Annotated in this window: 13 protein-coding genes; 1 reads left to right on the top strand and 12 read right to left on the bottom strand. The window is 33.8% G+C overall.

All coding sequences use genetic code 11. The features are described from left to right. Nucleotides 1-79 precede the first annotated feature (79 nt). On the top strand, nt 80-1,552 hold the full coding sequence (gene guaB, locus ACNFIH_RS06565; protein ID WP_035649109.1) for an IMP dehydrogenase: 1,473 nt from the start codon (nt 80-82) through the stop codon (nt 1,550-1,552). Between the two features lie 56 nt (nt 1,553-1,608). Here guaB and ACNFIH_RS06560 read toward each other — a convergent pair whose 3' ends face one another. From ACNFIH_RS06560 to ACNFIH_RS06505, 12 genes are all read right to left on the bottom strand, one after another. Further along, a complete protein-coding gene (locus tag ACNFIH_RS06560; protein ID WP_035649107.1) occupies nt 1,609-2,439 on the bottom strand; it encodes a hypothetical protein in 831 nt (276 codons plus the stop codon). A gap of 60 nt (nt 2,440-2,499) precedes the next feature. After that, the gene (locus ACNFIH_RS06555) at nt 2,500-3,642 is read right to left on the bottom strand and encodes an FAD-dependent oxidoreductase (protein WP_426485986.1); all 1,143 of its coding nucleotides are present in this window, start codon (nt 3,640-3,642) and stop codon (nt 2,500-2,502) included. Between the two features lie 148 nt (nt 3,643-3,790). After that, the gene (locus ACNFIH_RS06550; RefSeq protein WP_426485985.1) at nt 3,791-4,678 is read right to left on the bottom strand and encodes a L,D-transpeptidase; all 888 of its coding nucleotides are present in this window, start codon (nt 4,676-4,678) and stop codon (nt 3,791-3,793) included. A gap of 163 nt (nt 4,679-4,841) precedes the next feature. Then, entirely contained in the window at nt 4,842-5,423 is a 582-nt protein-coding gene (locus ACNFIH_RS06545) for an NUDIX domain-containing protein (RefSeq protein WP_426485984.1), read from the bottom strand. A 56-nt stretch (nt 5,424-5,479) separates the two neighbouring features. Continuing rightward, nucleotides 5,480-6,751 (bottom strand): adenylosuccinate synthase, encoded by a 1,272-nt coding sequence (locus ACNFIH_RS06540; RefSeq protein WP_035649096.1) that lies wholly within the window; start codon nt 6,749-6,751, stop codon nt 5,480-5,482. 93 nt (nt 6,752-6,844) lie between these two features. Continuing rightward, nucleotides 6,845-7,303, bottom strand: a complete 459-nt coding sequence (locus ACNFIH_RS06535) for a Fur family transcriptional regulator (protein WP_026981862.1) — start codon at nt 7,301-7,303, stop codon at nt 6,845-6,847. A gap of 184 nt (nt 7,304-7,487) precedes the next feature. Beyond that, nucleotides 7,488-8,030, bottom strand: coding sequence for a hypothetical protein (locus ACNFIH_RS06530; RefSeq protein ID WP_426485983.1), 543 nt, complete (start codon nt 8,028-8,030; stop codon nt 7,488-7,490). Nucleotides 8,031-8,093: 63 nt separating this feature from the next. Beyond that, nucleotides 8,094-10,313: a RelA/SpoT family protein gene (locus tag ACNFIH_RS06525; RefSeq protein ID WP_142449723.1), complete on the bottom strand. Its 2,220-nt coding sequence runs from the start codon at nt 10,311-10,313 to the stop codon at nt 8,094-8,096. A 169-nt stretch (nt 10,314-10,482) separates the two neighbouring features. Beyond that, the gene (locus ACNFIH_RS06520; protein WP_426485982.1) at nt 10,483-12,021 is read right to left on the bottom strand and encodes a serine hydrolase; all 1,539 of its coding nucleotides are present in this window, start codon (nt 12,019-12,021) and stop codon (nt 10,483-10,485) included. Nucleotides 12,022-12,038: 17 nt separating this feature from the next. Then, complete coding sequence (locus ACNFIH_RS06515; RefSeq protein WP_426485981.1) at nt 12,039-12,830, bottom strand: TrmH family RNA methyltransferase; 792 nt, start codon at nt 12,828-12,830, stop codon at nt 12,039-12,041. 187 nt (nt 12,831-13,017) lie between these two features. After that, entirely contained in the window at nt 13,018-14,103 is a 1,086-nt protein-coding gene (locus ACNFIH_RS06510; protein WP_426485980.1) for a phosphoglyceromutase, read from the bottom strand. A gap of 114 nt (nt 14,104-14,217) precedes the next feature. Beyond that, a complete protein-coding gene (locus ACNFIH_RS06505) occupies nt 14,218-15,549 on the bottom strand; it encodes a DUF58 domain-containing protein (protein ID WP_035649088.1) in 1,332 nt (443 codons plus the stop codon). Nucleotides 15,550-15,617: the final 68 nt, after the last annotated feature.

Raw genomic sequence — 15,617 nt, 5'->3', positions numbered from 1 at the left:
GCAATTTTATGAATTAGTTAGTATTCAAGTTAGCAATTTATTCACTATATTTGCACGCAATTCAACTAGAAATTGCACCATGATAGCACACAACTCCAAGATTATCGGCGAAGGTTTAACTTACGACGATGTATTATTAGTACCTAACTACTCGAATGTGCTTCCTCGCGAAGTGAGCATTAAATCAAAATTCTCAAGAAACATCACATTAAACGTTCCAATCGTATCTGCTGCTATGGATACAGTAACAGAAAGTGCAATGGCAATTGCTATGGCACAAGAAGGCGGAATTGGTGTTTTACATAAAAATATGACTATCGAACAACAAGCAGGAAAAGTTCGAAAAGTAAAACGTGCTGAAGCAGGAATGATTATCGATCCGGTAACATTGCCATTAACTTCTACTATTGCAGACGCAAAAAATGCCATGAAAGAATTCGGAATCGGTGGTATCCCAATCGTTGACGAAAACAGAATCTTAAAAGGAATTGTTACCAATCGTGACTTACGTTTCGAGAAAAATGGTGCAAGACCAATTGTTGAGGTTATGACAAGCAAAAACTTAGTAACTGTTGCTGAAGGAACTTCATTAGAACAGGCAGAAGTTGTTTTACAAGGTCATAAAATCGAAAAATTACCAGTTGTAAATGCTCAAAATGAATTAGTTGGTTTAATTACTTTTAGAGATATTACAAAATTAACTCAAAAGCCAATCGCTAATAAAGATTCTTTTGGTCGTTTAAGAGTTGCTGCAGCTATTGGAGTTACTGGAGATGCAGTTCAAAGAGCTGAAGCTTTAGTTGCTGCCGGTGTAGATGCAATTATTATCGACACTGCTCACGGACACACTGAAGGTGTGGTAAATACATTAAAAGAAGTAAAAGCAAAATTCCCTCAAATAGATGTAATTGTTGGAAACATCGCAACGCCAGAAGCTGCTAAATATTTGGTAGAAAATGGAGCAGATGGAGTAAAAGTCGGAATCGGACCTGGTTCTATCTGTACAACTCGTATCGTTGCAGGTGTTGGTTTCCCTCAATTCTCTGCAGTTCTTGAAGTTGCTGCTGCAATTAAAGGAACTGGAGTTCCAGTTATCGCTGATGGTGGAATTCGTTATACAGGAGATATTCCTAAAGCAATCGCTGCAGGTGCTGACTGTGTAATGTTAGGTTCGTTATTAGCAGGAACAAAAGAATCTCCGGGAGAAACAATTATTTTCGAAGGAAGAAAATTCAAATCATACCGTGGAATGGGTTCTGTAGAAGCGATGCAAACAGGTTCTAAAGATCGTTATTTCCAGGATGTTGAGGACGATGTTAAAAAATTAGTTCCAGAAGGAATTGTTGGACGTGTACCTTACAAAGGTGAATTAAACGAAAGTATGCTTCAGTTTATTGGAGGTCTTCGTGCCGGAATGGGTTATTGTGGATCAAAAGATATTCCAACTTTACAAGAAACTGGACGTTTTGTTAGAATCACTTCAAGCGGAATTACTGAAAGTCACCCTCACAACGTAACTATTACAAAAGAAGCTCCAAATTATTCTAGATAATTTTTAGTTTTTCAGATAAAAGCAAAAGGCGTAAGAAATAAATCTTACGCCTTTTTTTATTTTTTTGAAATTTTGCACGTTTGCTTAAAATCACTTTTTGATTTCAGTTGGAAAGAAAAATCAGTATGTTTTAGTCCGAGGCTAAATTCCATATCTAAATTATTTTCAGTAGCAAAATGATTCGGAATGTCATAAATTAGATTTCCTTTTCCAGTTCCAGTTCCACTTGTTTCAAATCTGTTGTCTGACATTTTCATTGTGTACGTTTGTAGAATATCAAAAAAGGCATTTTTTGAATCCATGCTTTTTAAGGTGTATGTTGTTGTAATCACCATTTCAAAACTGATTCCTGCAATAGGTATAACTAGCGGATTATCTTGACTGAAAGATTCTCCAATTTTTAGTTTTTTCTGTGGCAATATTAATTGCGAAAAGGTGCTTTGAACCATTTGGAAAATTGTATTTTTCAGACTTTCTTCCATGCCTTTGGCAACAATAGAATCCATTTTAGGCATTGTAGTTAAAGAAGTTTTTCCATAGAGAAGAGTGCCACTCGGAATTATGGTTTTTCCATTTGCATCATAAGATTTTAGATATTCAATAGTTATTGGAAAATTTCCATCTTTACCACTTTTCCCTGTTTTAGAGATCGTTTCGACATTAAAGGACGTTTTTATTTTTGTTGGATTTTCAGTTCCGTTTTTCTTTAATGCTTCCATAAATTTTTCTGATCCTGAATAAGTAATTTCATAATCTGAAGAACTATTTGTGTTTTGATTATAGATGGTTTCAGGAGCATAACCTGCTTTAAAATCTAAAATTTGATTTGCCTGACCATAATTTAAAGCGGTTACGAAAATAAAAAGAAGTAAGAATGTTTTTTTCATCGTTGTTTTTATGCAGTTTTTTCTGCTTATTCAAAACGAAAGTAAGAATTTTAAATTGTTTTATTCTACACGACTATTCAAAATATCTTCCGCTGTAATATCAGAATGCAATAAATCTTCCATTTTTTTAGTCATGCGTTGCGCTTCCAATGCATAACCAAACATCTTTTTCTCATAATCAGCAATAGCATCATCAATTGTTTCAAATTTTCCATTGGTCAGGTTTTCAGTTAAATGAAAAGCATCAAACAGTCCCATATTTACACCTTCGCCTGCAAACGGAGGCATTAAATGTGCAGCATCTCCAACAAGTGTAATATTTGAATGCTCTTTCCAGGATTCTTCTAAAGAAAATAATCGTAAAGACAAACCTGAAAACTCGGTTGAAGCTTCAAAGAATTTTTTGTAATCGCCACCCCAGTTTTTAAATTTATCGCTTAAAAAAGAAATTACAGCTTTATCATCTTCAAAGTTAATTCCGTTGTTCAAAATCCAGTTTTCATCGGCTTTAAATGAAACACCAAAATGGACAGAACCATCGCCCATAGTATGTGTGTAGAACATTTTTTGTTCACCCATTGCCATAACATTTCCGTTTCCATATTTAGGTTTGAATTCTGGATAATCTTTCTCGGGATTTACAATTTCTCCCTGTATTATATAAGTTCCCGAAAGTTGAGGTTCCTGATCGCTTACAAATTTTCTGGCGTTTGATCTTCCTCCGTTTGCAACAATTACAAAATCTGCTTTTGCTGTTGTTCCGTTCTTGAATTCTAAAATATATTGATTTTCAACTTTTTCAATATTAATCAATTGGCTATCCCAAACAACCGTATTTTCTTCAAGATTTTCCAGCATAATTTTTCGTAAATCGTTACGATCGATTTCTGGTCTTGAATAAGCATTTGTCTCATCTGGCATTTCATCCGAAGTAATATTTCCATCAATATCGGCCATTTTTTCACCTGTCGGTCGTGCGTATTTGTAGAATTCTTTCATCAATTCTGCTTTTTGAATTGCATACTGACCTGAACCTGAATGAATATCAAGAGTTCCTCCAGAAGTTCTGGCTTGAGCATTAAGATCTCTTTCGTAAACGGTAACATCAGCACCATTTATTTGTAAAATTCGAGCAGTTGTAAGACCGACCGGTCCGCCACCAATAATGGCTATTCTTTTATTTTTTAGTAGAGAAGCATTCATTTTGTATAAAGTTTGATTCGGATTTAATTTTTAAAAATGATTTAAATACGATACAAAGATATAATAATAAATGAATGTTCATTTATTTATAACTAAAAAAAAAATCAGAATATTTTTCAATATTCTGATTCTATCTGTAGAAATAATTTTATAAAGAAGAAGTTTGTTCGCTCTCTCTAAGTTTTTGATTTTCTAATATTTGAAGTAAAAAAGGTTTTACTTGACTTTCAATTTCTGATTCTGAAATATCCAAGGCTTTTGGATCAGAGGCTAATTGCAACCACGGTTTCGGTCTATCAAAATTATAACTTCCAAAAACGATAACAGGCGTTCCTTTGACTTTTACGTTTTCTTTATCTTTTAGAATCCATTCGTCTGCAAATTTGTAAAGATATTTGGCATCTTTTTCTAATAACCTCAAGCATGAATGTGAAGCTGGATAACCCGGCAATTCATATTGGTGAAAACCAACACCGAGTTTATTTTCAATATTAAAGTTCCATTTCAAGTCCCATTCGTCATTAAAAGTGCTTGTTGTTTTTTCTGCTTTCCAGTTCGTAAAAAACAAACCTGTTGGAGTAGGATCTTTTTTTCTTCCCATATTGGTTGGGCCGGTATAAACCAATTCGCCGTTTTCATAAGCAGCAAAAGTTTGCGTCGGATAAGAAAAAAGAATAATTTTAGAAACATCTTCTAAAGCTGAAACATGTAATGGAAACGGAAGATAGTAAACCAAATCACCACTAAAATCTGCTGGAATTACGACAGAATCCAGTTTTTTGAAATTCGCTTTGTCAGTTCGGTTCAAAGCATAAACGATATCCATTTTACTACTGTCAGCTTCATTTAATTTTAGCCATTCTTTCGTATTTTGAATTTGATAAGAAACAGCTGATTCTGGTTTCTTATATTCTATTGCTTTTTTTTGCTTTTTTGTATTCTCAGTCAGATTTGAGTTTTCGCTTTTTTTGCAAGAACCTAACAAAACCAACATCAATATAAGTAGGGCATTTGCTGAATAATATAACTTTTTCATAGGTCTTATTTTTATGAAAATAAAGTTATAACTGAAACAGGAATATCGCTTTACATAATTATATGAATTGGTTTCGGGATTTACATTCTGATATTCATCATTAGATCTAACAGGTTTTTAAAACTTGATAGATCTCAAAAGTTTTAAATTCGACGTTTGAAATTTAAATAAGCCCTTTTATTTTCGCATGTTGTAACAACATAATTGTTTTGGCATCTGTAATTTCTCGCGATTCAATCATAGCGTATGCCTGATCAAAAGTAAATTCTAAAACTTCGATATTTTCCTGTTCCGAATCTAGTCCGCCGCCTTCGCTTACTTTCATGCTCTCGTCATATTCGCCAACAAAAAGATATAAAATCTCTGTTACCGCGCCTGGAGACATGTAAGTTTCGAAAACTTTTTGAACTTTCGAAATACGATAACCGGTTTCTTCTTCAGTTTCACGAATTATTGCCGTTTCAGGATTGTCTTTGTCTAAAAGTCCAGCACAAACCTCAATCATCATTCCAGTTTTATTTCCGTTTAGAAAACTCGGCAAACGAAATTGACGTGTTAAAATAACTGTTTTTTTCGTTGAATTATAAAGTAAAATTCCGGCTCCATTTCCGCGATCATACACTTCACGCGTGTGTATTTGAGGAGCTTCATTTTCTTTTTGATAACTAAAGGTTACTTTGTTTAAAATATACCAATTGTCTGATAGCAAAGAAGTTTCTGTAATTTTGATTTCCGGATTTTTCATAAGGCGAATAAATTTATATAAAAAAACGCTCTGAAAATCAGAGCGTTTAAAATGTATTATTTTGTTATTGTTTGCTTTCTATCTGGTCCAACCGATACAATTTTGATTGGCACTTCGATTTCTTTCTCAATAAACTCAATATATTCTTTTAGCTCAATTGGCAATTGATCGTAAGTTGTCAATCCAGTTAAGTCTTGTTTCCATCCTTTGAATTCTTTGTAAACCGGAGTAACGTTTTCTGGTTCAATATTGTATGGGAAGTGAGAAATGTTTTGTCCTTTATAGTTGTATTCCGTACAAACTTTTAAAGTTTCGAATCCAGAAAGAACATCACCTTTCATCATCATTAACTGAGTAACTCCGTTAACTTGTACAGCATATTTTAAAGCTACAAGATCTAACCATCCACAACGTCTTTGTCTTCCTGTTACAGAACCAAATTCGTTTCCAACTCTTGCCATTGTAGCACCAACTTCGTCAAAAAGTTCAGTTGGAAAAGGTCCGCTACCAACACGAGTAACGTAAGCTTTGAAAATTCCATAAACTTCTTTGATTTTATTAGGCGCAATTCCTAAACCAGTACAAGCACCTGCAGCAGTAGTATTTGATGAAGTTACGAAAGGATAAGTTCCGAAATCAACATCTAATAATGATCCCTGAGCACCTTCGCAAAGAATAGATTTGCCCGCTTTTTGAGCTTGGTGCATGTATTCTTCACTGTCAATGAAATCTAATTTTTTCAATTCTTCGATAGCTTCGAAAAATTCTTTTTCAAGTTCAGCTAAGTTGTATTGAATATTTACATCGTAAAAAGCAATCATAGCTTCGTGCTTGTCAGCCAATGCTCTGTAACGCTCTTTAAAATCTTCTAATTCGATATCTCCAACACGTAAACCATTTCTACCTGTTTTGTCCATGTATGTTGGTCCAATTCCTTTTAGAGTAGAACCAATTTTTGCTTTTCCTTTTGAAGCTTCAGAAGCTGCGTCAAGCAAACGGTGCGTTGGTAAAATTAAGTGTGCTTTTCTAGAGATGATTAATTTACTTTTAATATCAAGGTTGAATTTCTCTAAACCTTCGATTTCTTTTTGAAAAACTACAGGATCAATTACAACTCCATTTCCGATGATATTTACTGAATTTTTATGAAAAATTCCAGAAGGAATAGTTCTAAGTACGTGTTTAATTCCGTCAAATTCTAATGTATGTCCTGCATTTGGTCCTCCTTGAAAACGTGCAATAATATCATAATTTGAGGTAAGTACGTCAACAATTTTTCCTTTACCTTCATCTCCCCATTGTAATCCTAGTAATAAATCTACCGTCATTCTGTTTTAATTTGCGTTGGGACAAACCGAATTGTCCTACTGATTAATGTAGTTAATTTTCTTTTTTTATTTTTTGAATAATGCCTTTCCGGATTATTGTTTTTGCTTTTTGTTTCCGTAGAAATAAAGTGAATGATTCGTAATTTCGATATCAAATATTTCTTCGATTGTTTTTTTGATGGTCTGAATTCTTGGATCGCAAAATTCAATAACTTCTCCAGAATCAGTCATGATGATATGATCATGCTGTTTGTCGAAATACGATTTTTCGTAGTAAGCCTGATTTTGTCCAAATTGATGTTTTCTAACCAAAGCGCAGTCTAACAATAACTCGATCGTGTTGTACAATGTAGCTCTGCTCACACGATAGTTTTTGTTTTTCATTTTGATATATAAGTTTTCTATGTCAAAATGCTCTTCGCTATCGTAAATTTCCTGAAGTATAGCATAACGCTCAGGAGTTTTGCGATGCCCTTTTTGTTCAAGATACATTGTAAAAACATTTTTTACAATTTCTTGATTCTTAGTGTTGTCAGTTGAAATAAGTGTCATATCCTGCAAAGATAATTTTTTATTTTTAATCAATAAAAGTTTCGGCTTTAAAGTTTAACGTTCAAAATCATATCAGAACAGTCAAAGTGTAATAATTACAGGGTTTAACAGTCGTATGTTTTGGAGAATCTAAAAAAGCTTAATTAACATAAATATTTTTAATTACAATAAAATTAACAAATTCCTATTTGCTTTTTGTCATGTACATATACCAATTCCATTCCCAGGTTTTTCCGTTATCATCAGACATCGCCTGACTCCAAACCGGATTTTGTTTATCTCTGGCATCCCAGCGAAAAACCTGAATCACATTTTTTCCTTCATAAATATCTTTTGAAAAAAAATGTCCAATATTATTTTCAAACGAACCCACAACAGGTTTATCTAAAACGCCGGTATTTGAATCGGACCAATAAATACTCCACAATCTGGTTTTGGGATTAAATAATCTCACCGTCATACCTTCAAAAGGTTCGCCGTCAAAAGTGGCAAGGAAATTATCGATATTCCCAATTCCGTTCAGGATTTTATACATTTCCTGGGTCGATGGAAATTCGATCCATTCGGTACAATTTGCAAATCTTTGTTTTAATTTTTTATTTCGAATGAAAGATTTTCCCTGAAAAAAATCAAAATCATCTTTTGAAGAAGATTCAGAAGCGATAATAATAAGTTCGCCATTTTCATCAAAATGTATTTCGGGAATTTCTAAGTTTTCATTTTCCATAAAAAAATATTAATAGTTTAAGTAAATTACTTTTGACTTTAAGACTTTAAACTTTCGACTTATTTAAGTTCGATATTCTCTTGTTACTTTATCAACGCCATCTATTTTTTTGATAGCACTAATCATTTTTTTCAAAATGGTATTGTTTTTAACAATTACTGCAACTTGACCATGAAAAATTCCAGCATCTGTACTTAACGAAATGCTTTGAATATTCACGTTCATATTATTCGAAATTACTTTTGTTAATTGATTTGTAAGTCCTAAAACGTCCATTCCGGTAATATTGATAATCGCTTTGAATTCTTCCTGAGAAGAGTCAATCCATTTGGCGCTCATGATTCGGTATGCATAATTAGACTGCATTCCAATAGCGTTTGGACAATCTTTTTTATGCACCTTTATTCCTTCGTTAATGGTAACAAAACCAAAAACGTCATCTCCAGGAATCGGGTTACAACATTGCGAAAGTTTATAATCCAACTTGTCATGCTCCGTTCCAAAAACCAGCATATCATAATTACTGCTGATAACAGGTTTATGAATATCCTCGTCTGCAGTATCTTTATTTCTTTTGATTTTATTTTTGAAGAAATTGATAAACGAATTGCTTTTCTGAGCCGCATAATCTTTTAACTGCTGATTTTCGATAGCTCCAATTCCAACTCTGTAAAATAAATCTAAGCTTGTTTTTAATTTAAAAAAGTTAACTAACTCGTTTGTAACTTGCTCGTTTAGTGTGACTTTTAAATGTTTTAATTTTCGGGTAAGAAGTTCTTTTCCTTCTTCGCCAATTTTTTTCGTGTTCTCGTTAAGAACGTTTTTGATTTTGTTTTTGGCACGCGAAGTTGTTACATATTCCAGCCAGTTTACAGTAGGTTTTTGGCTTGCCGATGTAATTACTTCAACCTGATCACCACTTTTTAATTCGTGATTTAACGGAACCAGACGCCCATTGACGCGCGTTCCTCTGGTTTTAATTCCAATTTCAGAGTGAATGCTAAATGCAAAATCTAATGAAGTTGCACCTTTCGGAAGCGATTTGATTTCTCCTTTTGGTGTAAAGACAAAGATTTCTTTCGAATATAAATTCATTTTGAAATCCTCAACGAAATCTACTGCGTTGGTTTCAGGATTTTCCAATGCTTCGCGAAGCAAATTCAGCCAAGTGTCCAATCCGCTTTCTTCAGTAGCGCCATTTTTATATTTGTAATGAGCAGCATAACCTTTTTCGGCAATTTCATCCATTCGCTCGCTTCGAACCTGAACTTCGACCCAGCGTCCTTTTGGTCCCATCACAGTAATGTGAAGTGCTTCATAACCAGTTGATTTTGGCGATGAAATCCAATCACGCAAACGGCTCGGACTTGGTCTGTAATGATCTGTTACAATCGAATAAATTTTCCAGGCGATGAATTTCTCGTCGTGAGGGTCTGATTTATAAACAATTCGAAGTGCAAATTTGTCATATACTTCGTCAAAACTCACATTTTGAGCGCGCATTTTTCTGCGAATCGAATAAATAGATTTTGGACGACCTTTTATGATGTAATCAATGTTTTCAACATCCAGCGATTTCTTCAAAACATCTGAAATATCTTTAATGTAGGCATCCTGTTCCTCTTTTGTTTCTCTGATTTTGCTTACAATGTCATTGTAAATAGCTGGTTCAGTATATTTTAATCCTAAATCTTCTAGTTTTGTTTTGATATTGTAGAGTCCTAAACGATGGGCAAGGGGAGCATAAATATAAAGTGTTTCCGAAGCAATTTTCGTTTGTTTGTATTCTGCCATCGAATCCATGGTCTGCATATTGTGGAGACGATCGGCGAGTTTTATCAAAATAACACGCACATCATCGTTCAATGTCAGAATCATTTTTCTAAAATTCTCGGCTTGCATTGAAGCATTCAAATCTTTTTGAACCAAAGAAATTTTAGTTAAACCTTCCACTAATTGAGCTACTTTTGGATTAAATAATCGCTCAATTTCCTGTACTGTCATTGGTGTATCTTCGACAACATCGTGTAATAAAGCCGCGGCAATAGATGTCGCTCCCAGACCAATTTCTGAGGCAACAATTTTTGCAACTGCAATAGGATGAAAGATATACGCTTCTCCTGATTTGCGTCTTTGTTCCTTATGGGCATCAACAGCAACGTCAAAAGCTTTCCGAATTAGTTTTTTATCGGCTGGGGTTAAAGTCTGATAACTTATTCGAAGTAATTCCTTGTATTCCTGCGCAATCGCTTTGTTTTCTTTCTCAATATCTATTTCTATCATAACGGCATATTCAAGTACTAAAAATACGCATTAGTTTGAATATACGCAAGGCTTTAGATTGTTGATTTTAGAAAGGAATTATTTTGTTTCAAGTTTCGGGTTTCAAGTTTTTAACGATCGTTTTAAGTCTCATTTTTTAACTTGAAACCCGAAACTTGAAACAAAATAATTATTCTTTAGAAAAATCCAAGTCCTGAAAATCATAGCTAAAATCAGTCAGTTCAGAGATTGGAAGCATTTTTAGATTAGTAGCTTTTCCGCTTTCATCATATTTGAAGAGTAAATGAGCATCGGCATGGAAAAAAGCATTGTTCCATTTTACAACATAATTTCCATCTTTATAAAAAGAAACTTCGCCTGCCAATTGCGGAGAGCGTTTAGAGGCAAAATATAATTTTCCTTTTTTCTCTGTAATCGTAATTTCTCCAAACCAATTGTCTTTATAAGTTCCAACAATTTTAGAAAAATCAGTTTTTATTTTATCTTTTTTATTCTTAGCAACAACTGCCCAAACGTCGTCTGTAACTTTGTCTGCCTTTTCTTCATTGGCCTTCATTCTGTTGCTGTAAACGGTTACGTAATCATCTGATTTTATGCCCAAATAACTGTCTTTTATAGTATTTGTAATCGCATTAAAAGCAGCACCAGATTGCTGATTCGTTAAAACAATAATTCCCAACCCAATTTCTGGAATCAAAGTTGTTTGCGTCACATTCCCTTCTAAACCTCCTGTGTGAGATGCTTGTTTGTATCCTTTCACATCACTTAAAAACCAGCCTAATCCGTAACCTGAAAAATGAGTGTTATACGGAGGTCTGGTTTTAGCAGGAATAATCGTTTGCAACTGCCACATTTCATCATGCTCTTTTTCAGAAAATAATTGTTTATTATCACCGTATTTTCCATTATTGATTTGTAGAATTGCCCATTTGCTCAAATCATTTACGCTTGAGTAAATTCCGGCCGCACCATCAAAAAGCTGGTTTTCGTAACGTTTTATTGTTTTTAGTTTTCCATCAATCGGAACGTGTGGTGTAATTACATTTGAAGTATCTTTTAAACGTTTTATGGATGCCACACTGTTATTCATTTCCAAAGGCTTCATGATACGTTCTTCGACAAAATCTGCCCAGGTTTTTCCGCTTACAACATGAACAATTTCGCCAGCAATAATGTACATTAGGTTGTCATAATCATATTTTGTTCTAAAGCTCGAAACTGGCTTTAAGTAACGTAAATTATGCACGATATCTTTTGCTGTAAAATCACTTCCGTCTGGCCAGATCATTAAATCTCCGGCGCCAAGACCAAGTCCGCTTCTATGTGTTAATAAGTCACGAATGGTGAATTCACGAGTTACAAAATCATCATACATTTTAAAATCAGGAAGATATTTTATCACTTTATCATCCCATTTTATTTTGCCTTCATCTACCAACATTGCCAATGCTGCACTGGTAAATGCCTTACTGTTTGATGCAATTCCGAAAAGTGTGTTAGCATCTACTTTTTGTTGCGTTAAGATTGATATTACGCCATATCCTTTAGCCAGAACTACTTTTCCGTCTTTTACAATAGCAACTGAAATTCCGGGAACGTCAAATGCTTTCATCGTTCGTTCTACTAAATTGTCAACTTCCTGATTGGTAATTTGTGCGAAAGTTGTGAAACTGAATAAAAGTGCTAAAAACGATAATTTGTACTTCATAACTTGGTAGTTTAAGATTATTTAAATTCTCTTTGGCGTTTGGCTTCAAAAATTAAAATTGCGGCAGCAACTGAAACATTCATGCTGTCAATTTCTCCCTGCATCGGGATGATGATATTTTGGGTTGCGGCGTCGCGCCATATCTGGGTTAATCCTGTTGCTTCTGTTCCAACAACCAAAGCGGTTGGCGTGGTGAAATTTTGAGTGTGGTAGAAAGTCGAATTTTGTAAAGTTGCACTATAGAAACTGATCTTTTTTTCTTTTAAAAATGCAATAATTTCTTCCGATGTTCCGGTTGCAATCTGATTGGTGAAAAGACATCCAACGCTGGAACGCACAATGTTTGGATTGTATAAATCACTTTTTGGATTGGCGATTAAAACGGCATCTAAATTGGCCGCATCAGCAGTTCGTAATACAGCACCTATGTTTCCTGGTTTTTCCAAAGATTCAACTACTAAAATCAATGGATTATCAGATAATTTTAAATCAGATAATTTTAGGGATTTGGTTTTGGCTACAGCCAAAATGCCTTCGGTTGTATCGCGATAAGCCAGTTTTTGATAAACTTCTTTATTAATTTCAATTAGTTGAAACGGAGGAGCAATCAGTTTATTTATTTCTGTTTCAGAAACTAATTCAGGCAAAAATAAAACCGTTTCAATTTCGTAACCGCCTTTTATAGCTAATGAAATTTCACGTAATCCTTCGATCAAAAATGTGCCGGTTTGTTTTCTGGCTTTAGACTTTTCCTGAAGCAAAACAAGCGATTTTATAAACGGATTTTGAACTGAAGTGATTTGTTTCATTTTTTGAGCGACTAAGATTCTAAGGCGCTAAGGTACTGAGATTTTTTTTAAAGTTCCAAAGCGTCAGAACAGCAAAGGTTTTTCTGCCACGAATTCACAAATTTTTTCCACGCAAAGTTTTGAAAAAATAATTCGTGAATTGCTTCGCCTATTCGCTATCGCTCGGGTCGTGGCGAAAAAAAGAAAACTATTTCTCAAAAACTTCTTTTACCTCTTCATTAACAGGATGATCCGTTTTGAAATCATATCCCATTAATTTTGCTAATGTTTGCGCAAATTGTTTTTGATACAGCTGTGATTCGGTTTTGATTTCGCCTTTTGGAGCAATTTCAGGCCCTATTGTTGCGAACCAAATTTGCGAAGCACCTTCAACATCAGCACCGTGATCTGTCCATTGTTTTTTTATTTTATCACCGCGACCGTGATCAACTGTGATAAATAAAGTGGTTTTATTTTTGTATTGAGGATCGTTTTGTACAAAATTCCAGATTTCCTGAATCCATTTATCAACTTGGTTTGCGGCATCAAGATACGAACGATATTCAGCATGATGTGCCCATTCATCTGTTTCTCCGTAGGCAATATAAAGTACTTTTGGTTTTTTCGTTTTAAGTTCATCCATTGCCTGATAATGTGTGAAAACATCCAGACATTCATCTTCGTGAAATGGCTTATATGAGTTGTCGCGCATTTCATTTAATAATTTTTGAGGTGAAGTTGGCTTACTTCCGCCCACTTTATCAAATGCAGAAATTACCGGAAACCCGCTTCTTTCTTCGTTTAAAATTCGGTCAAAAGCATCCCAGGCACCAAATGCGGCAACTTTTCCTTTAAGTTTAGATTGTTTATTTAAAAACTCTAAAACATTCACATTTGGATTTGCTTTATAACCGTTTGAGTTGACTTTAGTATCTACATTTCCAGTCATAATTTCACTGTAGCCAGGATAACTAAACCAATACGGATTGGCAACATCGACTTTGTTTCCTAGATCCCGATTGCCATAAATTTGTCCTTTGGAAGCAATTTCAGACCAGAAAAAAGGCATTAGTTTTTTGCGTGCTTCTTTGATTTCGGCACTTCCATATTTTTTATAAATGTAAGCGCTGTCTCCCTGATTGAATTTTTTATCATTGGCGATTGCTGGATCTAATCCTTTGAAAACTTCCTGCCATCTAAATCCGTCAGTAGTAATTATGATAATGTTTTCTGTTTTTTGAGCTTGGGATTTGAAACTTAATAAAATTAACAGAGTTAAGATTGCTTTTTTCATTTTTGATAAGTTTGAAATTTGTTCAGATTTCATATTTATTCCAAAACTAATTTATAAAATTGATCAAATTGGATTCTTTTTGTAAAATAACAATAAGATAACAAATATTGAAACTTACAAAATTCCTCTCGCTTTTATTTCCAAATATTTATTAATTGCATCTAAAGTCAGATTTTCAGGCTGCGTTAAAACCGAATGAATTCCGTACTTTTTAAGTTCATTTGCGATTAATCGTTTTTCGAACATGAATTTTTCAGCAATTACTTTATCGTAAACTTCCTGAATGGTATCTGTTTTTTTGTTGATGATCGAATTCAATTCTGTATTCTGAAAGAAAACAACAACTAACAAATGGTTTTTTGCAATTCCTTTTAAATAAGGTAATTGACGATTTAAACCATCCATTGTTTCAAAGTTTGTATATAAAATAATCAAACTTCTTTGGTTGATATTTTTCTTGATATCAACATACAAACGACTGTAATCGCTTTCGAAAAAATCGGTTTTGATATTGTATAAAGTTTCAAGGATTTTTTGCATTTGCGAACCTCTTTTTTCTGCAAAAACTCTGTTTTCAACTTTTTTAGAAAAAGAAAAAAGTCCTGCTTTATCTTGCTTTTTTAAAATTACGTTCGATAAAACCAATGTTGAATTGATGGCATAATCCAGCAAACTTAATCCGTCAAAAGGCATTTGCATCACGCGACCTTTATCAATTGCCATATAAACCGATTGCGATTTTTCATCTTGAAACTGGTTGACCATCAAAGCATTTTTCTTTGCAGTCGCTTTCCAGTTTATAGTTCTTAAATCATCGCCCTGAACATATTCTTTAATTTGCTCAAACTCCATTGTATGACCAATTCGGCGGATTTTCTTGATTCCGTATTGAAATAAATTATTCGAAAACGCCAATAAATCGTATTTTCTTAATTGAATATAAGAAGGATACGTTGGCACCATTTGATCGTTATTAAATATAAATCTTCGCGAAATTAATCGCAAAGGTGAAGAAACATAAATATTTAAATAACCAAAATAATATTCTCCACGCTCGGTTGGACGCAAATCATAACCGATTTCTTTTTGTTCCGAAGCTTTTAAAGTTTTAATAATTTTGAAATCACGAACCTGAAATTGAAACGGAATTTCATCAATTATTTTTACCGAAACCGAAAAGGTATAATGATTTTTTAAAACAAGATTTATCGGATTTAAATCTCCATTTGACAATTTTTCCGGAGTAATTCGGTCTGCTTCAAATCCTGTTTTGGTTAAATATAATAGCAAAATATCTAAACCCAAAAAAGTAATTAAAATCAAAACTCCAAACCAAACCGCATCATAGATATTCGGGAAAATAAAAGCACAAACAAATAGTCCTACAATGCCAGCAAGCACATAGAAAAAGAAGTTGTTGAGATATAGACTTTTTATAAACTTCATTTTTTTGTTTAAAGTTTCAGGTTTCAAGTTCTTCAGTTAATTGCCATTTCACATTTTACAATTAACCA

The organism is Flavobacterium sp. 2, assembly GCF_049949195.1.
GTDB lineage: Bacteria > Bacteroidota > Bacteroidia > Flavobacteriales > Flavobacteriaceae > Flavobacterium.
Note: the sequence above shows the minus strand (reverse complement) of the source record. Positions and strands in the feature narration are given on the sequence as shown.

What these genes read in the sequence shown, in the direction of transcription:
- ACNFIH_RS06515 (WP_426485981.1), bottom strand. Translation starts at nt 12,830, where the DNA reads ATGAAACAAATCACTTCAGTTCAAAATCCGTTTATAAAATCGCTTGTT.
- ACNFIH_RS06535 (WP_026981862.1), bottom strand. Translation starts at nt 7,303, where the DNA reads ATGACACTTATTTCAACTGACAACACTAAGAATCAAGAAATTGTAAAA.
- ACNFIH_RS06550 (WP_426485985.1), bottom strand. Translation starts at nt 4,678, where the DNA reads ATGAAAAAGTTATATTATTCAGCAAATGCCCTACTTATATTGATGTTG.
- ACNFIH_RS06525 (WP_142449723.1), bottom strand. Translation starts at nt 10,313, where the DNA reads ATGATAGAAATAGATATTGAGAAAGAAAACAAAGCGATTGCGCAGGAA.
- ACNFIH_RS06540 (WP_035649096.1), bottom strand. Translation starts at nt 6,751, where the DNA reads ATGACGGTAGATTTATTACTAGGATTACAATGGGGAGATGAAGGTAAA.
- ACNFIH_RS06520 (WP_426485982.1), bottom strand. Translation starts at nt 12,021, where the DNA reads ATGAAGTACAAATTATCGTTTTTAGCACTTTTATTCAGTTTCACAACT.
- ACNFIH_RS06555 (WP_426485986.1), bottom strand. Translation starts at nt 3,642, where the DNA reads ATGAATGCTTCTCTACTAAAAAATAAAAGAATAGCCATTATTGGTGGC.
- guaB (WP_035649109.1), top strand. Translation starts at nt 80, where the DNA reads ATGATAGCACACAACTCCAAGATTATCGGCGAAGGTTTAACTTACGAC.
- ACNFIH_RS06530 (WP_426485983.1), bottom strand. Translation starts at nt 8,030, where the DNA reads ATGGAAAATGAAAACTTAGAAATTCCCGAAATACATTTTGATGAAAAT.
- ACNFIH_RS06505 (WP_035649088.1), bottom strand. Translation starts at nt 15,549, where the DNA reads ATGAAGTTTATAAAAAGTCTATATCTCAACAACTTCTTTTTCTATGTG.
- ACNFIH_RS06560 (WP_035649107.1), bottom strand. Translation starts at nt 2,439, where the DNA reads ATGAAAAAAACATTCTTACTTCTTTTTATTTTCGTAACCGCTTTAAAT.
- ACNFIH_RS06545 (WP_426485984.1), bottom strand. Translation starts at nt 5,423, where the DNA reads ATGAAAAATCCGGAAATCAAAATTACAGAAACTTCTTTGCTATCAGAC.
- ACNFIH_RS06510 (WP_426485980.1), bottom strand. Translation starts at nt 14,103, where the DNA reads ATGAAAAAAGCAATCTTAACTCTGTTAATTTTATTAAGTTTCAAATCC.